Origin of the sequence: Enterobacter sp. BNK-14 (assembly GCF_047456095.1) — a bacterium.
Lineage (GTDB): Bacteria > Pseudomonadota > Gammaproteobacteria > Enterobacterales > Enterobacteriaceae > Enterobacter > Enterobacter kobei.
The window spans coordinates 2,169,096-2,189,394 of the sequence record NZ_CP179897.1; the positions used below are offsets into that span (position 1 = coordinate 2,169,096).

The window sequence follows — 20,299 nt, forward strand, 5'->3', positions numbered from 1 at the left end:
ATACCCGTTTTATTGTCGATTTGGGGCGTTGATGAACCAACTTACTTATCTCCAGGGCTACCCGGAGCATTTACTTTCTCAGGTTCGCAGCCTGATTGCCGAGCAGAAGCTGGGCGCGGTGCTGGAAAAACGCTACCCCGGTACGCACGATTTCACGACCGATAAAGCCCTCTGGCAGTATACGCAGGATCTAAAAAGCCGGTATCTGAAGAGCGCGCCGCCGATCAACAAGGTGATGTACGACAACAAAATCCACGTTCTGAAAAACGCGCTCGGCCTGCACACCGCTATCTCCCGCGTGCAGGGCGGCAAGCTGAAAGCCAAAGCCGAGATCCGCGTGGCGACGGTTTTCCGTAACGCACCGGAAGCCTTTCTGCGGATGATCGTGGTCCATGAGCTGGCGCACCTGAAAGAGAAAGAGCACGACAAAGCGTTCTATTCCCTGTGCTGCCACATGGAGCCGCAGTACCACCAGCTGGAGTTTGATACCCGGCTGTGGCTGACGCATTTATCGTTAAAGAGTAATGCGCAGTAACGCACGCGAATTGTCATGATGACGTGCTACAGTGGTTAAAGGTTCCCCGCTACGGAGTACGTAAACGTTTATGATACGTTTCGCAGTCATTGGAACGAACTGGATCACGCGCCAGTTCGTCGACGCCGCCCACGAAACCGGCAAACTTAAACTCACCGCAGTCTATTCCCGCAGCCTTGAGCAGGCGCAGAGTTTTGCGAATGATTACCTCGTCGAGCATCTCTTCACCTCTCTCGACGAGATGGCGCAAAGCGACGCCATAGACGCGGTGTATATCGCCAGCCCGAATTCCCTGCACTTCCCCCAAACGAAGCTGTTTCTCAGCCATAAAAAGCATGTGATTTGCGAGAAGCCGCTGGCGTCGAATATCCAGGAAGTGGAAGCCGCCATCGCGCTTGCCCGCGAAAACCAGGTGGTGCTGTTCGAAGCGTTCAAAACGGCCAGCCTGCCGAATTTCCTGCTATTGCAGCAGTCGCTGCCGAAAATAGGCAAAGTGCGTAAAGCCTTCATCAACTATTGCCAGTACTCGTCGCGCTATCAGCGTTATCTGGACGGCGAGAACCCCAATACCTTTAACCCGGCCTTCTCTAACGGCTCGATTATGGATATCGGTTTTTACTGCCTGGCCTCTGCAATCGCGCTGTGGGGCGAGCCGCACGGCGTCACGGCCACGGCCAGCCTGCTGGAAAGCGGTGTGGATGCGCACGGCGTCGTGGTGCTGGATTACGGCGATTTCAGCGTCACGCTGCAGCACTCTAAAGTCAGTGATTCTGTGCTGCCGAGCGAAATTCAGGGCGAAGCCGGGTCGCTGGTGATTGAGAAGATCTCCGAGTGTCAGAAAGTGAGCTTTGTGCCGCGCGGCGGTAAAGCGCAGGAGCTGACGCAGCCTCAGCATATTAACACTATGCTCTATGAGGCAGAGGTCTTCGCCCGTCTCGTGGAAGACAACGAAGTGAATCACCCGGGCCTCGCGGTGAGCCGCACCACGGCGAAGCTGCAAACGGAGATCCGCCGTCAGACCGGCGTGGTGTTCCCGGCAGACGGCGTGGGCGCAGAGGCTATCGCGTAAAGCTGTGTAATGAAAAGGCGCAGACCATTGACGAAACCGATGGTCTGACATATTTTGTTACCTGCAAAGGGGAGTAACTTCTTCGCCGGTGGATCGTCATTACGATGCGTGCAAAATCGCATCCGGTCGCCGGGCAACCTTCGTGGTTGTAAGTGAGACCTTGCCGGAAGGCGAGGTCTATGCATAAAAAGCTAACGGCTATCGTCTTCTGACCATAGCCGTTTTTGTTTTTTTATGTGTAAGGAAAATAGTATGCATTCTGTCGGCACTCCAATGTTGTGGGGCGGATTCGCGGTTGTCGTGCTCATCATGCTGGCGATCGACCTCTTTTTGCAGGGGCGTCGCGGTGAGCACGGCATGTCCATAAAGCAGGCCGCCGTCTGGTCCCTGGTATGGGTCACCCTCTCTCTGCTCTTCTGTGCTGCCTTCTGGTGGTACCTGGCCTCAACCGAAGGCCGTGCGGTGGCCGATCCTCAGGCGCTCGCCTTCCTCACCGGCTATCTGATTGAAAAAGCCCTCGCGGTCGATAACGTCTTCGTCTGGCTGATGCTGTTCAGTTACTTTGCCGTGCCTGCGTCACTGCAGCGCCGTGTGCTGGTCTATGGCGTGCTGGGTGCGATTATCCTGCGTACGATCATGATCTTCGCCGGTAGCTGGCTGATTACCCAGTTCGAATGGCTGCTGTACGTCTTCGGCGCGTTCCTGCTGTTCACCGGGGTCAAAATGGCGCTGGCGAAGGAAGATGAAACCGGTATTGGCGAAAAGCCGCTGGTCAAGTGGATCCGCAGCCACCTGCGCATGACGGATAAGATCGAGAGTGAGCACTTCTTCGTGCGCAAGAACGGTCTGCTGTTTGCGACTCCGCTACTGCTGGTGCTGATTCTGGTTGAGCTGAGCGACGTGATTTTCGCCGTAGACAGCATTCCGGCCATCTTTGCGGTGACGACAGATCCGTTCATCGTCCTGACCTCTAACCTGTTCGCGATCCTTGGCCTGCGCGCCATGTACTTCCTGCTGGCAGGTGCCGCAGAGCGCTTCTCGATGCTGAAGTATGGCCTGTCGGTGATCCTCGTGTTCATCGGTATCAAGATGCTGATCGTCGATTTCTACCATATCCCGATCGCTATCTCGCTCGGCGTGGTGTTCGGCATTCTGATCGTGACGCTGATTATCAATACCTGGGTTAACCGCCAGCACGATAAGAAGCAGCAGGTTTAGTGCGTTTTGCCGGGTAAGCGCAGCGCCACCCGGCACTTCCGTTAACCAATAGTTAAAAAACATGACGCAACACGTAAAATCCAGCATTTTACTCTTCCGCCTTGCCCTGCTTTCCCTGATACTCAACCAGGCAAACAAATACTTACATCCGGACATAAATGTGACTTAGAGCACATACAGGATGGAACGCAATTTCACTCAGGAATAACGTATGAGCACACAATCAAGCGGTCTGTTCGCGCGCCTGGCGCAGGGCAGCCTCGTTAAACAAATTCTCGTCGGGTTGGTACTGGGCATTCTGCTGGCAATGGTGTCAAAACCCGCTGCAGAAGCCACCGGGCTTCTCGGCACCCTCTTTGTTGGCGCCCTGAAGGCCGTCGCACCGGTTCTGGTTCTGATGCTGGTCATGGCCTCCATTGCCAACCACCAGCACGGACAAAAAACCAACATTCGCCCTATTCTGTTCCTGTATCTTCTGGGAACCTTCTCCGCTGCCTTAACGGCCGTGGTATTTAGCTTCCTGTTCCCGTCTACGCTGCACCTGACCAGCGCGGCCGGTGACATCACACCGCCGTCCGGCATTGTGGAAGTGCTGCGCGGTCTGCTGATGAGCATGGTATCCAACCCCATCACGGCGCTGATGAACGCGAACTACATCGGCATCCTGGTCTGGGCGATTGGTCTGGGCTTCGCGCTGCGTCACGGCAACGAGACCACGAAAAATCTGGTCAACGATTTATCGAATGCCGTCACCTTTATGGTGAAACTGGTGATTCGTTTTGCGCCAATCGGTATTTTCGGGCTGGTCTCCTCCACGCTGGCCACCACCGGTTTCGACGCGCTGTGGGGCTACGCGCAGCTGCTGGTTGTTCTGGTCGGCTGTATGCTGCTGGTGGCGCTGGTGATCAACCCGCTGCTGGTGTTCTGGCAGATCCGCCGCAACCCGTATCCACTGGTGCTAACCTGCCTACGTGAGAGCGGGGTGTATGCCTTCTTCACCCGCAGCTCTGCGGCAAATATCCCGGTTAACATGGCGCTGGCGGAGAAGCTGAATCTGGACCGCGATACCTATTCCGTGTCGATCCCGCTGGGTGCGACCGTGAACATGGCGGGCGCGGCAATCACCATCACCGTGCTGACCCTGGCAGCGGTACATACCTTAGGTGTTCCGGTCGATCTACCAACGGCGCTGCTGCTGAGCGTGGTGGCTTCTCTGTGTGCCTGTGGCGCGTCCGGCGTGGCGGGTGGCTCGCTGCTGCTGATCCCACTGGCATGTAACATGTTCGGTATCCCGAACGAGATCGCCATGCAGGTTGTGGCCGTCGGCTTTATCATCGGCGTATTGCAGGACTCCTGCGAAACGGCGCTGAACTCCTCAACCGATGTGCTGTTCACCGCAGCGGCCTGTCAGGCGGAAGACGCGCGTTTAGCGAAGAACGCTCTGCGAGGTTAACAGCAAAGCGGCAACCTCTGGTTGCCGCTTTTAATGTTTTCACCCTCTCCCCGTGGGAGAGGGCCGGGGTGAGGGCACCAGCCCGCACTCAACCTAAAGCGTCACACCACTCTTAAAGATCGCCAGCTCGCGAAAATCGTTCTTCTCATTGCAGGTCTGTCTGCCGCTGGCAAACGCCACGATGGCGTCCACAAACTCCGTCAGCAGCTGCGGCATCGCTTTGCCGTGAATCAGCTGGCCTGCGTCGAAATCAATCCAGTGCTTTTTCTTCGCCGCCAGCTCGCTGTTGGTCGCGATTTTGACCGTCGGCACAAAGCCACCGTACGGCGTGCCGCGACCGGTACTGAACAGCACCATGTGGCAGCCAGCCCCCGCCAGCGCGCTGGTGGCGACCGCATCGTTACCCGGTGCGCTCAGCAGGTTCAGACCGTGGGTTTTCAGGCGCTCGCCGTAACGCAGGACGTCCACGACCTGGCTTGCCCCCGCTTTCTGGGTACAGCCGAGGGATTTCTCTTCAAGCGTCGTGATCCCGCCGGCTTTGTTACCCGGCGACGGGTTCTCATAAATCGGCTGATTATGGGCGATGAAGTACTGTTTGAAGTCGTTCACCATGGTGACGGTCTTCTCAAACGTCTCTTCGTCGCGGCAGTGGCTCATCAGAATGCGCTCTGCGCCGAACATTTCCGGCACCTCGGTCAGCACCGTTGTGCCGCCGTTAGCGATCACGTAATCCGAGAAGCGGCCCAGCATCGGGTTCGCCGTGATGCCGGACAGGCCATCGGACCCGCCGCACTCCAGACCAAACTTCAGCTCGCTTAGCTTGCCCGGCTGGCGTTTATCGTGACGCATCACCTCGTACAGCTGGTGCAGATGTTCCACGCCCGCCTCCACTTCGTCATCCTGGTGCTGACACACCATAAAATGAACGCGCGCCGGGTCAAATTCGCCCAGCGTGTCGCGGAAGGCATCGACCTGGTTGTTTTCACAGCCGAGGCCAATCACCAGCACCGCTCCCGCGTTAGGGTGGCGCACCATGTTTTGCAGCATGGTGCGGGTGTTGATATGGTCGTCGCCGAGCTGCGAACAGCCGTAGGTATGGCTGAAGAGATGTACGCCGTCGGTACCCTCGGCATCGTGTGTCTCTTTCAGAAAACGCGTCTGGATCTGGCGTGCGATGCCGTTCACGCAGCCGACGGTTGGAAGGATCCACAGCTCGTTGCGGATCCCCACCTCACCGTTCGCACGACGGTAGATCTGCACGTCCCGATCCGCCGCCTGCTCTTCTTCCGACTGAAAATCAGGTTGATAGCTGTACTCGTCAAGATCGCTCAGATTTGTGCGGGTGTTGTGGGAATGAATATATTCACCCGGCGCAATATCCGCCAGTGCATGACCGATGGGCAAGCCGTACTTCACCACGTTCTCCCCTTTCGCAATGGGGATCAGGGCAAACTTGTGTCCACGCCCAACGGCCTGGCGTAACGTCACCGACTGGTTGTTGAAGGTCACTTCCGTCCCTTCGGTTAAATCTGCCAGCGCGACGGCAACGTTATCCAGCGAATGGATTTTGATGTATTGCATATCAACCTCAGACAGCCTTAGTTCAGTTCAATGGCGAAGTAGTCACGCGCATTGTTAAAGCAGATGTTTTTCACCATGTCGCCCAGCAGCTGGATATCGGCTGGCGCTTCGCCTGCGTGAACCCAACGGCCAATCATCTGGCACAAAATGCGGCGGAAATATTCATGGCGCGTATAGGACAGGAAGCTGCGGCTGTCAGTCAGCATGCCGACAAAGCGGCTCAGCAGGCCAAGCTGTGCCAGCTGCGTCATCTGACGCTCCATGCCATCTTTCTGGTCGTTGAACCACCAGCCGGAACCGAACTGCATCTTGCCCGGCATCCCTTCGCCCTGGAAGTTGCCAATCATGGTGCCCAGCACTTCGTTATCGCGCGGGTTCAGGCAGTACAGGATGGTTTTGGGCAGCAGGTTTTGTTCGTTCTGTTTGCTCAGCAGTTTAGATAACTCTTCCGCCAGCGGGCGATCGTTGATGGAGTCGAAGCCCACGTCAGCACCGAGCAGTTTGAACTGACGCTGGTTGTTGTTGCGCAGCGCGCCGATGTGGTACTGCTGTACCCAGCCGCGACGGGCGTATTCCGCACCGAGGAACACCAGCACCGCCGTTTTAAACTGCGCCACGTCGTGCTCGTTAAGCGTTTCACCCGAGAGACGACGCGCCAGAATGCTGTCCAGCTCGGCTTCGCTGGCGTCCGCAAACAGCACCACGTCCAGCGCATGGTCAGAGACTTTACAGCCATGTGCCGCAAAGTGATCCAGACGTTTGGTCAGCGCGGTTTGCAGATCGGCGAAACGGCGGATATCGGTATCGGACACCTCGGCTAGCTTCGCCATGTAATCGTTGAAGGTGGCCTGTTCGATGTTGAAAGCTTTGTCCGGGCGCCAGCTTGGCAACACTTTAATATCGAAAGAGGTATCTTTCGCCACGACAGCGTGATGTTCCAGGGAGTCAATGGGATCGTCGGTGGTACCCACCATCTTCACGTTCATCTGCTTCATGATACCGCGTGCGGAGAAGTTATCCTGCGCCAGCAGTTCGTTGCACTGGTCCCAGATTTCATCCGCAGTGGCAGGTGAAAGCAGTTTGCCGGTGATGCCAAACGGACGGCGCAGTTCCAGATGGGTCCAGTGAAAGAGCGGGTTGCCGATCGTGTGTGGAACGGTCGCGGCCCAGGCGTCAAACTTCTCGCGGTCGCTGGCGTCGCCGGTACACAGGCGCTCAGCCACACCGTTGGTGCGCATCGCACGCCATTTATAGTGGTCACCCTTCAGCCAGATGTCATACAGGTTTTTGAAACGGTAATTTTCGGCAACCTGCTGCGGCGGCAAGTGGCAGTGGTAGTCGAAAATCGGCTGGTCTTTGGCATAGTCATGGTACAGACGGCGAGCAAATTCGGTATCTAGCAGAAAATCGTCAGTCATAAACGGCGTCATTATCGTCATCCTCATTACGGGAGCGTCAGAAAGCGTATGTTCATATGCTGCAAAGTTATCACACCAATTTCCATCAGCAGACGTTTTTTTCGTGAGTAAGATCAATAAACGCCAACAAATAAATCCCCCTGAATCACGTAAACTCTTCTCCACCCCGCGCCAGTACTGGCTTCATCCGCAAAGCAGAATGCCCACACAAATAATCATACATTTGTGATGTCACTCACCTTTTAAAGTTGTATGACAAGTTATCTTTTCGCCGTCGCAAACCATAAGCCGACGGAATGCATTGCCGGTGTGAAACATCGGATTTAACGGTACGGATACCGACTGAAAGACGCTTACTGATGGCAAAGTTCGGGCCGTTCCGGAAACACCTTCCGGCTACGCCCCTCCCGTTACACAGCTGCTCCCGGAAACGGTTGAGAGGTTGCCGTGCTCTGGCACGGAAATAACATAACGATGAGGTTTTAGATGCGTAAAATTAAAGGGTTACGTTGGTATATGATCGCACTGGTGACGCTGGGCACCGTGCTGGGCTACCTGACGCGTAACACCATAGCGGCGGCGGCGCCTACGCTAATGGAAGAGCTGCACATTTCAACCCAGCAATATTCCTACATCATTGCGGCCTACTCCGCGGCTTATACCATTATGCAGCCGGTTGCTGGCTATGTTCTGGATATTTTAGGCACCAAAATCGGCTATGCCTTCTTCGCCGTCACCTGGGCCATTTTCTGTGGCGCAACGGCGCTGGCAGGCAGCTGGGGCGGGCTCGCGCTGGCGCGTGGTGCAGTAGGTGCCGCCGAAGCGGCAATGATCCCGGCAGGGCTGAAAGCCAGCTCCGAATGGTTCCCGGCGAAAGAGCGTTCCATTGCTGTCGGATACTTCAACGTGGGGTCGTCGATTGGCGCGATGATTGCACCGCCGCTGGTGGTGTGGGCTATCGTGATGCACAGCTGGCAGCTGGCGTTCATTATCTCAGGCGTGCTGAGCTTCGCATGGGCAATGGCGTGGCTGATTTTCTACAAGCATCCGCGCGACCAGAAAAAACTCTCCGAAGAAGAACGCGAATACATTATTGGCGGTCAGGAAGCGCAGCATCAGGTCAACAACGGCAAGAAACTGTCCGTCTGGCAGATCCTGGGCACCCGTCAGTTCTGGGGTATCGCCCTGCCGCGCTTCCTCGCTGAGCCTGCCTGGGGGACGTTCAACGCGTGGATCCCGCTGTTCATGTTTAAGGTCTACGGCTTTAACCTGAAAGAGATCGCGATGTTCGCCTGGATGCCGATGCTGTTCGCCGATCTGGGCTGTATCGTGGGTGGCTATCTTCCTCCGCTGTTCCAGCGCTGGTTTGGTGTGAACCTGATTGTCTCCCGTAAAATGGTCGTGACCATGGGCGCACTGCTGATGATTGGACCGGGGATGATTGGCCTGTTCACCAGCCCTTACGTGGCTATCGCGCTGCTGTGCGTTGGCGGTTTTGCTCACCAGTCACTTTCCGGCGCGCTGATTACGCTCTCGTCTGACGTCTTCGGCCGTAACGAAGTCGCCACCGCTAACGGCCTGACCGGGATGGCGGCATGGACTGCAAGTACGCTGTTTGCGCTGGTAGTGGGTGCCCTGGCAGACACCATCGGCTTTAGCCCGCTGTTCGCCGTGCTGGCCGTCTTCGACCTGATGGGTGCGGTAGTGATCTGGACGGTACTGAAAAACAAATCCGCCGAGGAGCTGCAGAAAGAGACGCTCGGGAAACCGGCCACGCAGAGTTAGCATCGCTGTGCCGGGTGGCGGCTTCGCCTTACCCGGCCTACAACACCCAACGAAACCGTAGGCCGGGTAAGCGCAGCGCCACCCGGCATTTAAAGGCCGCTCCGTAGCGGCTTTTTTCATGTCAAAATCTGGAGAGTGGCACGCAGAAGTGGTATAACAAATCATCTGCCGTACCCTGCCTGGAGCGCATATGGACATCACCGAACCACGTCGTTTATATCAACAACTTGCTGCGGAGCTGAAAGATCGCATCGAGCAAGGCGTCTATCTTGTCGGTGATAAACTTCCCGCCGAGCGTTTCATTGCCGATGAAAAAAGCGTGAGCCGTACCGTCGTGCGTGAAGCCATTATCATGCTGGAAGTGGAAGGCTATGTTGAGGTCCGCAAAGGCTCCGGTATTCATGTGATTTCCAATCAGCCTAAACACTCTCCGGTAACGGATGAAAGTCTGGAATTCGCCAGCTATGGTCCGTTTGAGCTGCTCCAGGCTCGCCAGTTAATCGAAAGCAATATTGCCGAATTTGCCGCGACGCAGGTGACCAAGCAGGACATCATGAAGTTAATGGAAATCCAGGAGAACGCCCGCAAAGAAAAATGTTTCCGGGATTCTGAGTGGGACCTGCAGTTTCACGTCCAGGTTGCGCTGGCAACCCAGAATACGGCGCTGGCGGCAATCGTTGAGAAAATGTGGACTCAGCGCGTTCACAACCCTTACTGGAAAAAACTGCACGATCATATCGATTCCCGCACCGTCGACAACTGGTGTGACGATCATGATCAAATCCTTAAGGCGCTGATTCGTAAAGATCCTCACGCGGCAAAACTGGCGATGTGGCAACATCTGGAAAATACCAAGCAGATGCTGTTCAATGAAACCAGCGACGACTTCGAATTTAACGCAGACCGCTATCTTTTTGCTGATAATCCAGTGGTTCATCTTGATACGGCACCCAGTGCCGCAAAATAGATGACCTTTCTGCTGGCAGGCGCTTCGCTGCGCCTTCCGGCTTAAGTGGGTAAGCAAAACATATATAGTGTCAGCCTTTGTAAATCCCCTCGCTCACTTCCAGGGCTTACGCCAAAATCACCTCACCCTGCAAATTCTGTGACGCAGAACGTTGGGCTTTGTTACAATTGGATTCACTTCGTTATTTTGTAAGTTAGTGCTTGCTAACCAGCCAATTAACAGGGAACAGTGTTGGCCACACCGCAATGTGTCCGCGAGCGACCATAATGAAATCACAACAATGTCGCCGTACTGTTTGTCCCGGCTAACAGGCGTGACGTTAACCGATTTCCAGGAACACTGAATGGAACTTTTGACTCAACTACTGCAAGCCCTCTGGGCGCAGGATTTTGAAACGCTGGCCAACCCTTCCATGATTGGCATGCTCTATTTTGTCTTATTTATGATCCTGTTCCTGGAGAATGGTTTGCTGCCTGCGGCCTTCTTACCGGGTGACAGTTTGCTGGTGCTTGTCGGTGTGCTGTGTGCCAAAGGGGCAATGGCATTCCCGCAAACCGTTTTATTACTGACCATCGCGGCCAGCCTCGGCTGCTGGGTAAGTTATATCCAGGGAAGGTGGCTGGGCAATACCCGGATCGTACAGAACTGGCTTTCTCATCTGCCGGCGCATTACCACCAGCGGGCGCATCACCTTTTCCATAAGCACGGGCTTTCCGCACTGCTGATGGGCCGCTTTATTGCCTTTGTGCGCACCCTGCTGCCCACCATTGCCGGGCTGTCCGGGTTGAGCAGCACGCGCTTCCAGTTCTTTAACTGGATGAGCGGCCTGCTGTGGGTGCTGATCCTGACGACGCTGGGCTATGCGCTGGGTAAAACGCCGGTCTTCATGAAATATGAAGATCAGCTGATGTCTTGTCTGATGCTGCTTCCAGTGGTTCTGCTGGTCTTCGGCCTGATTGGCTCGCTGGTCGTTCTGTGGAAGAAAAAGTACGGAGCGCGAGGTTAACGATGGTTATCTCTCCCCTCGCCCTGCGCCGTTCTGCCTGTGCATTCATTGTACTGATGTTCCTCTGCGCCCTTCTGCTGGCCTGGAGCGCGCTTTCACATGAGGAATCTACGCTGGCCATTCGTCCGGTTAATCAGGGCGCCAGCGTGCCCGACGGTTTCTCTGTCTGGCATCATCTGGACGCGAACGGGATCCGCTTTAAAAGCATTACGCCGAAAGACGATGTGCTACTGATCAAGTTTGACTCCCGCACGCAGAGCGCCGCGGCGAAAGCGGTTCTTGACCGTACGCTGCCGCGTGGGTATATCATTGCCCAGCAGGAAGATGACAACCAGCCAGCGGCGTGGCTGTCATTGATTCGCGATACGTCGCATCGGTTTGGATAATTACCAGGATTCCGAATCTTTTCACTCACTTTGGTGAATCCCCCGTTTACTTACTATGCTTAAGTACGCGGAGCACCCCTCGAATGTACTCCGCATCATTCTGGAAAGCGGCTTACGCCGCAACACAATGGAAGGTTTCGATAATGAAATTCCGCATGACTCTGGCTCTGGCCCTTTTTTCTTTAAGCACAGCGACCTTCGCCAACTCTCTCTGTCAGGAGAAAGAACAGGATATTCAGCGTGAGATCGGTTATGCCGAAAAGCATAACAATCAGCACCGTGTTGATGGTCTTAAAAAAGCGCTGAGCGAAGTGAAAGCAAACTGTACAGACAGCAAGCTACGTGCCGATCATCAGAAAAAAATCGCTGAACAGAAGGACGAGATAGCCGAGCGCCGTCAAGACCTGCAGGAAGCGAAAGAGAAAGGGGATGCGGAAAAAATTGCTAAGCGCGAGAAGAAGTTGAAAGAAGCGCAGGACGACCTGAAAGCGCTGGAAGCTCGCGATTATTGAGTTAACGGAAATCTCAACAGGAGAGAATCATGTCAAAAGATACGACGTCTGAACATCTGCGCGCTGAACTGAAATCCCTGGCCGATACCCTTGAAGAGGTGTTGAACTCTTCCGCCGACAAGTCGAAAGAAGAAGTGAGCAAGCTGCGTAGCAAAGCGGAGCAGGCGCTGAAAGAGAGCCGCTACCGCCTGGGTGAAACCGGTGATGCACTGGCAAAACAGACCCGTGAAGCGGCGGCTCGCGCGGACGAATATGTGCGCGATAATCCATGGACGGGGGTAGGTATTGGTGCCGCCGTCGGTGTGGTACTGGGTGTTCTTCTGACGCGTCGTTGATATGGAAGATCCTCGTCACGCACAAGGGCCTGCTAACAACGTCCTCGGCATCGGCCAGCGTATTTTAACCACGCTGGTCGGGATTGCCGAAACGCGCATCCGGCTGGCAGTGGTCGAGCTGGAAGAGGAGAAAGCAAATCTCTTCCAGATGCTGCTGATGCTCGGCCTGACCATGCTCTTCGCCGCGTTTGGTCTGATGAGCCTGATGGTGTTAATCATCTGGGCCATTGATCCGCAGTATCGACTCAACGCGATGATTGCCACCACCGTCGTTTTGCTGGTTGCCGCGTTGATTGGCGGCATCTGGACGCTGCGCAAAGCACGCAAGTCGACTTTCCTGCGCCATACGCGTCAGGAGCTGGCTAACGATCGCGCCCTGCTGGAGGATGACAAGCCGTGAGCGATAAAGCCGAACGTCAGAAGCGCAAAGCCTACCTGTTGAGTCAGATCCAGCAGCAACGGCTGGATCTTTCTGCCAGCCGTCGCGACTGGATTGACGCGACGCGGCGGTTTGACCGTGGCTGGAATACCTTTCTGAGCCTGCGTTCATGGGCTCTGGTCGGCAGTAGCGTAATGGCTATCTGGACGGTTCGTCATCCAAATATGCTCATCCGCTGGGCACGCCGCGGTTTTGGTGCCTGGAGCGCCTGGCGTTTGGTGAAAGCGACGTTGCGTCAGCAGCAGCTGAGGTAGCCTTCTCGCCGGGTGGCGGCTTCGAGGTAAAAGCAAAACGGTAACTCAGGTTACCGTTTTTGTTTTTGCGCCCTCTCCCCGTGGGAGAGGGTTGGGGTGAGGGCACCAGCGCGCACCTGTTTTTACTCAATATCTTTGAAGAAGATTGACAGTTTTCCTTGCTAACAATTGTCACCCGCCCCGTTTATTATCCTCTCCATCGACAGCAAATCCGCGGTATCTACCCGGAATTGCACACAAATAAAGTTCAGCCGCTGATGTGGTTTCCTGGAGAGTAAAATGAAAAAATTAGAAGATGTTGGTGTACTGGTAGCGCGTATTCTGATGCCAATCCTGTTTATCGTAGCGGGTTGGGGAAAAATCACCGGTTATGCGGGTACCCAGCAGTACATGGAAGCCATGGGCGTGCCGGGGTTCCTGCTGCCTCTGACCATTCTGCTTGAGTTCGGCGGCGGCCTGGCGGTTCTGTTCGGTTTCCTGACCCGTACTACCGCGCTGTTTACCGCGGGCTTCACCGTGCTGACAGCGTTCATCTTCCACAGCAACTTTGCGGAAGGCGTGAACTCTCTGATGTTCATGAAAAACCTGACCATCGCGGGTGGCTTCCTGCTGCTGGCAGTCACTGGCCCGGGCGCATACAGCATCGACCGCCTTCTGAATAAGAAGTGGTAAGCACGCTATACTGAATAAACACAAAGCGAGGAGACATCTCCTCGCTTTTGCTATCTGACGGAGGAGAAAAAATGGGACAACTCGTAGACGGCGTCTGGCAGGATGTCTGGTATGACACAAAATCCACCGGAGGACGCTTTAAGCGCTCTGTTTCGGCCTTCCGTAACTGGCTGACCGCCGATGGCGCACCTGGCCCGAGCGGTGAAGGCGGCTTCGCGGCCGAGAAAGATCGTTATCATCTTTATGTTTCTCTGGCCTGCCCGTGGGCACACCGCACGCTGATTGTGCGCAAACTTAAAGGCCTTGAATCCCTCATTCCGGTTTCGGTGGTCAACCCGCTGATGCTGGAAAACGGCTGGACGTTTGACAGTGATTTCCCCGCCGCGACCGGCGACGATCTTTACCACCACGATTTCCTCTACCAGCTTTATTTGCGCGCCGATCCGCACTACACCGGACGCGTTACTGTCCCGGTACTGTGGGACAAGAAAAACCAGACGATTGTCAGCAACGAATCTGCGGAAATCATCCGCATGTTCAATACCGCGTTTGATGCACACGGCGCCCGCGCCGGGGACTACTACCCGGTTGAGCTGCGCGATAAAATTGACGAGCTGAACAGCTGGATCTACGACAACGTCAACAACGGTGTCTATAAAGCCGGGTTTGCGACCAGCCAGGAAGCCTATGACGACGCGGTCGGGAAAGTGTTTGAATCGCTGGAGCGTCTGGAGCAGATCCTCGGCCAGCATCGCTATCTGACAGGCGACCGCCTGACGGAAGCCGATATTCGTCTGTGGACCACGCTGGTGCGCTTTGATCCGGTCTATGTCACTCACTTTAAGTGCGACAAGCATCGTATCAGTGACTATCTGAACCTGTATGGTTTCCTGCGCGACATCTACCAGATGCCGGGCATTGCCGAAACGGTCGACTTCGACCATATCCGCACCCACTATTTCCGCAGCCACAAGACCATTAATCCGACGGGCATTATCTCCATCGGCCCGTGGCAGGATCTGGATGAGCCGCACGGTCGCGACGTGCGTTTTGGATAAATATCAAGGGCATCACCAGATGCCCTTTTTTAATTCACAATCTCCATCTATCCTTATCTCGATCGCTTAAAAAACAAGTGATTGACCGATTATTGAGGCAAGGAAAAATGGACTGGTATTTAAACGTACTGCGCAACTATATTGGATTTGGTGGCCGCGCCCGCCGCAAAGAGTACTGGATGTTCATTCTGGTGAACTTCATCTTCGCGCTGGTGCTAAGCATCGTGGATAAAATTCTGGGCTGGGAGTGGGCGAGCGGGGAAGGCGTTCTCACCTCAATTTACGGCTTATTTATTCTGTTGCCTTCCTGGGCCGTGCAGTTTCGACGCCTCCACGATACCGATCGTTCGGCGTGGTGGCTGTTGCTGCTGCTGATCCCGATCGTGGGATGGATTGTGATTTTGATCTTCAACTGCCAGTCCGGTACGCCGGGCGAAAACCGCTTTGGTCCGGATCCTAAGATCGCTGCGTAAATTATTGCCCGGTGGCGCTTACGCTTACCGGGCCTGCACGCTTATTTGTTGTGGTGCGCAAAGAGTTTGGGTATTTCGCGCAGGCACCACGATTTGGCTTCGCCCATGCTGTCGCGACGCCAGGCCATAATAATGTCCACTTCGCTGGTGTACTCCGGGCTCACAACGCGCAGACGCCCTTCCGCAATATCTTTTTCCACAAACGGATACGGCATGGTTGCCACGCCAAGCCCGGCCAGCAGCGCCTGTCGTTTGTCTTCCAGTGAAGTGACCGTCAGACGAGGCTGTTTATCCAGCAGCTGCACCGTCAGCACCGGACGTTCACGCGCGGTATCAGCGACCGCCACGCCGCGATACTTCACGCGCGTCACTTCAGAGAGCGGCTCTGGCTCCTGGTGAATCGGGTGATTGGGTGCGGCAACGTAAACGTTCATCACGCTGTAGAGCTTGCGCGAGTTGATTTCCGACGACGAGCGGAAGTGCATATCCGGCGCAATAACGATATCCGCCCTGCCCGTCTCCAGGCGCTCCCACGCGCCTGCCAGCACTTCGGTAATGATCGACAGCTGCGTGTTCGCTTTATCAGCCAGACGGTCAACCAGCGGGAACAGCGCTTCAGTAGGCACCAGCGCTTCGGTCACTAACGTCAGATGGGTTTCCCAACCGCGCGCCAGCGCTTCGGCATCGGTCGTTAACTTATCCGCCGCTTCCAGCAACACGCGACCGCGCTCCAGCAGCATTCGGCCCACGTTGGTGAATTTTGTTCGATGACCGGAGCGGTCAAACAGCACCACGTCCAGCTCCTCTTCCAGCTTCTGCATGGTGTAACTCAGCGCCGACGGAACGCGCCCCAGTTCATCAGCGGCTGCCGCAAAACTGCCGCGCCGGTCAATCGCGTCCATGACGCGAAGCGCCTCAAGCGTCAATGCTCTCTCTTTAGCCATCTCGTTCTCATTCAGGAAATTTGAACATACCGGGCAGAATATCTGGCTAACAATGCAGCGTCCATACCTTTACCATTGTTTTAGTGTAAAGAGAGGTCAAGTTTATGATTACGACAAGAACAGCTAAACAGTGCGGACAAGCCGATTTCGGCTGGCTGCAGGCCCGCTACACCTTTTCTTTTGGACACTACTTTGACCCTAAACTCCTCGGTTACGCTTCATTACGCGTGTTGAACCAGGAAGTGCTCGCCCCTGGCGCGTCCTTCCAGCCGCGTACGTACCCGAAAGTCGATATCCTGAACCTGATCCTGGAAGGCGAGGCAGAATACCGCGATAGCGAGGGCAATCATGTCCAGGCAAAGGCTGGCGAAGCGTTGTTAATTTCCACGCAGCCGGGCATCAGTTACAGCGAGCATAACCTCAGCAAAGATAAAACGCTGACCCGTATGCAGTTGTGGCTGGACGCCTGCCCTGAGCGGGAAAACCCGCTGGTACAAAAGGTAGATTTAACGGGCGATAAGCAGCAGCTGATTGCGTCGCCTGATGGCAGCAAAGGCAGCCTGCAGCTACGTCAGCAGGTATGGCTGCATCATATCGAACTGAAGAAAGGTGAACAGGCGAGCTTCCAGCTTCATGGACCGCGTGCGTATTTACAGTCCATCCACGGTACGGTGCATGCCGTAACGCATACGGAAGAGAAAGAGGCGCTCACCTGTGGTGACGGGGCGTTTATTCGTGATGAAGCGAATATTACCCTGGAGGCCGATACGGCATTGCGGGCGCTACTGATTGATTTACCGGTGTAATTAACCTTACCCCTCTCCCAAACGGGAGAGGGGTTTTCTTTACACCTTACTCGCCATAATCTCGATAATCTGCCGATCCGTTGCCTGCATCGAGCGGCACGCCAGTGCGCACAGGTTGGAAATAGACTGTTCCACATCGTGCGCCACAATCCCCTCATTGCCCGTTACGGCAGAATCGTCCAGCGCCATCATGACTGCTTTCCAGGCACTGTTGACGCTGGTGGAGACTTTCATCGCGCAGCTATTGGAGGCGCCATCACAGATCATCCCACTGACATCCCCGATCATACTGCCGATTGCCATCGCAACCGTCTTGTAGCTTCCGTCCATCAGCCACGCCATGCCTGCCGCTGCGCCCATTGCCGCCGTCGTTGCTGCACACAATGCGGACAAGCGCGGAAGCTGGTAGTGGATATAAATGGCCGACAGATGTGAAAGCATCAGCGCCCGCGCCAGCCGCTCGTCGTCAGCCTGAACGTGTTCAGCCACAACAACAACCGGCATAGTCGCGGTGATCCCCTGGTTTCCTGACCCGGAATTACTCATCGCTGGCAGTGTCGCACCGCCCATGCGGGCATCCGAGGCCGCGCTGGTGCGGATAACAATATCTGAACCCAGATCCTGTGCCATCCATCCGCGGGTGCGCTGTTTATCGAGCGTCGCACCAATGTGCAACCCCCATTGCCCGCTGAGCCCTTCGCGTGAGAGCGCATCGTTCAAACGCCCGGCATCAAGGATAAACCGGATCGCATCGAACGGGACCTGCTCGACAAACTCCAGGATCTGCGAAAGCGTCGTGGTTGACAGCACCGCCAGAGGGTCACTCCCTGCCTCTGCCTGTTGATCGTCCAGCCTGAAGCGCGTTTCGCCCTGACACACCACTTCCACCACACGGGTATGCCCGCCCGCGATAGTCACCATCGCCGAGGCATCACCGGCGTATACACAGGCTCGTGAATAGAGAATCTCTTCGCACGGTTCCTGAAGTTTCACCTGCACCTGACCGGCATTCAGCAGCGCTTTAGCCCGTACCAGCGCATCCGCGCTGGCATCTTTCAGTACCTCCAGCCCCGCCTGCGCATTACCACCGATGGCGCCCAGCGCCGCCGCAATCGGCAACCCGACCATTCCGGTACCCGGCACCGTTACGCCCAGCCCGTTCTTCATCAGGTTCGGCGATACCCACGCCTCAATCTGTGTTACGTCGCCTGACAGGTGCTCTGCGGCAATTGCACAAGCCAGCGCCAGAGAAACGGGTTCGGTGCACCCCAGTGCAGGTTTAACTTCTTCCTGCACCACGCGAATAAATTGATTCCATAAAGGATGAGTTTGCTCAGACATCGTTACGACCTTAATTACCCTCAGGAGAATGCGAGGAAAGGAGAAACACAAAGCAGCAGCCCGGTGATAACAATAATCACCAGCGACACGCCTTTATATTTATGCAGTGCTGGCACTTTATAGACCAGCCATGCAGGGATCAGGCAGCCCACCATGCCGAAGATAGGGCTACAAATGGAGGTGAAGCTCAATACCGGCGCGTTTAAGACAATCGCGCTCCAGGCCAGCAGAATGGCGAATAACATGATGCCGCGCTGAACGGTGCTTTCATTGATTTTCTCTGTTGGCATTTTGCGGCGCAGGACGTTCATCACGATCCCCTGCGTGGCCTCACGAAAGCCCAGATAGACGCCGAAGAACGCCGTCATCACGGCAAAGATATTGAGAATTACGCTGACGATTTTGACCCAGCCCGCACCGTCGCCGCTGATAAATTGCGCCGCGATCGCCAGGGCAGAGATATTCTGCTCGTAGGCTTTTACCGCTTCGTCGTGTCCCATTGCCAGGGTGAAAGAGACAGCGTAAAAGAAGACCGTCACAAACAGTACGCCAAAAGCGATATTCATTGCCCGCAATGCTTTGTGTCGCGCCACTTCAACGGACTTTTCCCGTGAGCGGTACGAGATAACCATCGGGCTTAAAGTCTGAATAAACAGAATGGAGGTTAAGGTAAAGGGCAACGTAATAATGGCGTTTTTAATCAGCAGACCCACCGGTGGCAGCATGCCCACATTGGCTAAATGCCAGAGGCCAATCATCGACAGCCCCAGCGCGGCAACCACGAATAGTTTGGTCAGCACCATCAGGCTGGAGACCTTAAACAGCAGCTTTTCACCGCGTGAAGAAATGGCGACCAGAATGCAGATCAGGAATAAACCGTAGAACGGATTGTCAGACAGCAACCCGTCGGTCACACCGAAAGTATGCAAATACGATGCGCTGTCGTTGGTGATGGCAGTGGAATAAACAAACATCCAGATCACCAGCATCACGAAATAGAGCGCACCTAATAGGATGCCCCAGTTTTTACCTAAGTAACCGCTAATTACGCTTGGGTAGTCTTTGCATTCCGGAGACTCCGCCAGCGTATTAATAAACAAACGCTGGAACAGATACATGGCCGGATAACCAATAATCGACGAGAGCAAAAAGACCCACAATCCCATTAATCCAACCTGCACAGGGAGAAAAACAATCCCCGCGCCAATAGCCATCCCGATACTCATGATGACCCACCCCGTGTCGGTGCTGTCGAATTTAATCGCTTCTCGCCACTCGCTTTCACTCATTCCCGCCCGCCTTGCCGCAGGGGAATCATTCACAATCACACTGCTGTTTGTTGCCGTATCCATTGGGTACTCGCTTATTTTGTAGGGTAAACAGTTGTTTTTATTAGATTCCGATCGCCAGCGATTGCGAGTCAGAGGGCAGCAGGTGCTTGTTATTGGTGTGGGAAGATCATATCCGGAGCGAGGGAGAAAAAAGTCACAAGTTTTATGGGGATTTTCAAAGACTGGAGGAAAAATTTCCTTTTTTAATTCTTTAAATGCATAATTTTTCTAAAAGTGACGACGATCAAGAAATAAAAACCCGCGCCGTGCGCGGGTAGGAAATCACTCAGCCAGCGCGTTAGCCATATCGGTTTTGACCTGCTTACGCTGCTCCGGCGTCAGCACCTGGCTGACGTCAAAGTAATATTTCACTCGGTAGTAGCGCGCCTGCTGCTCAATCTTACTGAAGGCAGAGAGCTGGCTTTTCACCGTGCTTTCGTCCCATTTACCCGCCTGGAACATGTCGATCAGCGCGCCGTCCTTCACGCCCGTCATTGGGATCTTGCTGACGTTTTGCTCCAGTTGCTGATGCAACTCTTTAATCTTATTAATCTGCTCATTGCTGAGCTTCAGGTGCTGTACCAGCGGATCCTGCGATGGAGACGGGGCTGCCTCAACGTTCGCGGCCTGCGCGGTAAAACTGCACACCGCCAACGACGCTGCAATCAAAGCAATACGGGTCATTTTCATCATCTTACTGTCCTTACATTTTGTTA

General features: G+C 55.0%; 22 protein-coding genes. 16 read left to right on the forward strand and 6 right to left on the reverse strand.

Going from position 1 to position 20,299, the window contains the following annotated elements; genetic code table 11:
- Positions 1-31: 31 nt before the first annotated feature.
- From ACMGGM_RS10330 to sstT, 4 genes are all read left to right on the forward strand, one after another.
- Positions 32-535, forward strand: a complete 504-nt coding sequence (locus tag ACMGGM_RS10330; protein ID WP_014885318.1) for a YgjP-like metallopeptidase domain-containing protein — start codon at positions 32-34, stop codon at positions 533-535.
- 70 nt (positions 536-605) lie between these two features.
- The gene (locus tag ACMGGM_RS10335; protein WP_014885319.1) at positions 606-1,604 is read left to right on the forward strand and encodes a Gfo/Idh/MocA family protein; all 999 of its coding nucleotides are present in this window, start codon (positions 606-608) and stop codon (positions 1,602-1,604) included.
- Positions 1,605-1,856: 252 nt separating this feature from the next.
- The gene (locus ACMGGM_RS10340; protein ID WP_023331359.1) at positions 1,857-2,822 is read left to right on the forward strand and encodes a TerC family protein; all 966 of its coding nucleotides are present in this window, start codon (positions 1,857-1,859) and stop codon (positions 2,820-2,822) included.
- Between the two features lie 211 nt (positions 2,823-3,033).
- Positions 3,034-4,275: a serine/threonine transporter SstT gene (gene sstT / locus ACMGGM_RS10345; RefSeq protein ID WP_023331360.1), complete on the forward strand. Its 1,242-nt coding sequence runs from the start codon at positions 3,034-3,036 to the stop codon at positions 4,273-4,275.
- A gap of 93 nt (positions 4,276-4,368) precedes the next feature.
- On the opposite strand, the gene ACMGGM_RS10350 is transcribed toward sstT, so the two are convergent.
- Both ACMGGM_RS10350 and uxaC read right to left on the reverse strand, forming a co-directional pair.
- On the reverse strand, positions 4,369-5,856 hold the full coding sequence (locus tag ACMGGM_RS10350) for a UxaA family hydrolase (RefSeq protein WP_023337835.1): 1,488 nt from the start codon (positions 5,854-5,856) through the stop codon (positions 4,369-4,371).
- A gap of 17 nt (positions 5,857-5,873) precedes the next feature.
- Positions 5,874-7,286 carry a glucuronate isomerase gene (gene uxaC, locus ACMGGM_RS10355; RefSeq protein WP_014885323.1) on the reverse strand — a complete coding sequence of 471 codons (1,413 nt, stop codon included), beginning with the start codon at positions 7,284-7,286 and terminating at the stop codon, positions 5,874-5,876.
- Positions 7,287-7,760: 474 nt separating this feature from the next.
- On the opposite strand from uxaC, the gene ACMGGM_RS10360 reads away from it, so the two are divergent.
- The 11 genes from ACMGGM_RS10360 (at position 7,761) to ACMGGM_RS10410 (ending at position 15,161) form a co-directional block, all read left to right on the forward strand.
- On the forward strand, positions 7,761-9,059 hold the full coding sequence (locus ACMGGM_RS10360; protein WP_023331362.1) for an MFS transporter: 1,299 nt from the start codon (positions 7,761-7,763) through the stop codon (positions 9,057-9,059).
- Positions 9,060-9,249: 190 nt separating this feature from the next.
- Entirely contained in the window at positions 9,250-10,026 is a 777-nt protein-coding gene (gene exuR / locus ACMGGM_RS10365; RefSeq protein WP_014885325.1) for a transcriptional regulator ExuR, read from the forward strand.
- Between the two features lie 343 nt (positions 10,027-10,369).
- Positions 10,370-11,032, forward strand: a complete 663-nt coding sequence (gene yqjA / locus ACMGGM_RS10370) for a DedA family general envelope maintenance protein YqjA (protein ID WP_014885326.1) — start codon at positions 10,370-10,372, stop codon at positions 11,030-11,032.
- Positions 11,033-11,034: 2 nt separating this feature from the next.
- Positions 11,035-11,418, forward strand: coding sequence for an EnvZ/OmpR regulon moderator MzrA (gene mzrA / locus ACMGGM_RS10375; protein ID WP_014885327.1), 384 nt, complete (start codon positions 11,035-11,037; stop codon positions 11,416-11,418).
- 143 nt (positions 11,419-11,561) lie between these two features.
- A complete protein-coding gene (locus tag ACMGGM_RS10380; RefSeq protein WP_014885328.1) occupies positions 11,562-11,930 on the forward strand; it encodes a DUF1090 domain-containing protein in 369 nt (122 codons plus the stop codon).
- Positions 11,931-11,959: 29 nt separating this feature from the next.
- Positions 11,960-12,265 (forward strand): DUF883 family protein, encoded by a 306-nt coding sequence (locus tag ACMGGM_RS10385; RefSeq protein WP_008503141.1) that lies wholly within the window; start codon positions 11,960-11,962, stop codon positions 12,263-12,265.
- A 1-nt stretch (position 12,266) separates the two neighbouring features.
- On the forward strand, positions 12,267-12,665 hold the full coding sequence (locus ACMGGM_RS10390) for a phage holin family protein (RefSeq protein WP_045134796.1): 399 nt from the start codon (positions 12,267-12,269) through the stop codon (positions 12,663-12,665).
- Positions 12,662-12,958 carry a YqjK-like family protein gene (locus ACMGGM_RS10395; RefSeq protein ID WP_014885330.1) on the forward strand — a complete coding sequence of 99 codons (297 nt, stop codon included), beginning with the start codon at positions 12,662-12,664 and terminating at the stop codon, positions 12,956-12,958. The genes ACMGGM_RS10390 and ACMGGM_RS10395 overlap by 4 nt, the downstream gene beginning before the upstream one ends.
- Positions 12,959-13,237: 279 nt before the next feature.
- Entirely contained in the window at positions 13,238-13,630 is a 393-nt protein-coding gene (locus tag ACMGGM_RS10400) for a DoxX family protein (RefSeq protein WP_014885331.1), read from the forward strand.
- Positions 13,631-13,701: 71 nt separating this feature from the next.
- Positions 13,702-14,688, forward strand: coding sequence for a glutathione S-transferase family protein (locus ACMGGM_RS10405; protein ID WP_014885332.1), 987 nt, complete (start codon positions 13,702-13,704; stop codon positions 14,686-14,688).
- A 107-nt stretch (positions 14,689-14,795) separates the two neighbouring features.
- Complete coding sequence (locus ACMGGM_RS10410; RefSeq protein WP_014885333.1) at positions 14,796-15,161, forward strand: DUF805 domain-containing protein; 366 nt, start codon at positions 14,796-14,798, stop codon at positions 15,159-15,161.
- A gap of 41 nt (positions 15,162-15,202) precedes the next feature.
- On the opposite strand, the gene ACMGGM_RS10415 is transcribed toward ACMGGM_RS10410, so the two are convergent.
- A complete protein-coding gene (locus tag ACMGGM_RS10415; protein WP_014885334.1) occupies positions 15,203-16,105 on the reverse strand; it encodes a LysR family transcriptional regulator in 903 nt (300 codons plus the stop codon).
- Between the two features lie 104 nt (positions 16,106-16,209).
- Here ACMGGM_RS10415 and ACMGGM_RS10420 point away from each other — a divergent pair, with 104 nt between their 5' ends.
- Complete coding sequence (locus ACMGGM_RS10420; protein ID WP_014885335.1) at positions 16,210-16,911, forward strand: pirin family protein; 702 nt, start codon at positions 16,210-16,212, stop codon at positions 16,909-16,911.
- Between the two features lie 39 nt (positions 16,912-16,950).
- On the opposite strand, the gene ACMGGM_RS10425 is transcribed toward ACMGGM_RS10420, so the two are convergent.
- The 3 genes from ACMGGM_RS10425 to ACMGGM_RS10435 all read right to left on the reverse strand — a co-directional run bounded on the left by ACMGGM_RS10425 (position 16,951) and on the right by ACMGGM_RS10435 (position 20,276).
- Entirely contained in the window at positions 16,951-18,252 is a 1,302-nt protein-coding gene (locus ACMGGM_RS10425; protein WP_014885336.1) for a serine dehydratase subunit alpha family protein, read from the reverse strand.
- A gap of 20 nt (positions 18,253-18,272) precedes the next feature.
- A complete protein-coding gene (locus tag ACMGGM_RS10430; protein ID WP_014885337.1) occupies positions 18,273-19,604 on the reverse strand; it encodes an amino acid permease in 1,332 nt (443 codons plus the stop codon).
- Positions 19,605-19,865: 261 nt separating this feature from the next.
- Positions 19,866-20,276, reverse strand: coding sequence for a Spy/CpxP family protein refolding chaperone (locus ACMGGM_RS10435; RefSeq protein ID WP_023338812.1), 411 nt, complete (start codon positions 20,274-20,276; stop codon positions 19,866-19,868).
- Positions 20,277-20,299: the final 23 nt, after the last annotated feature.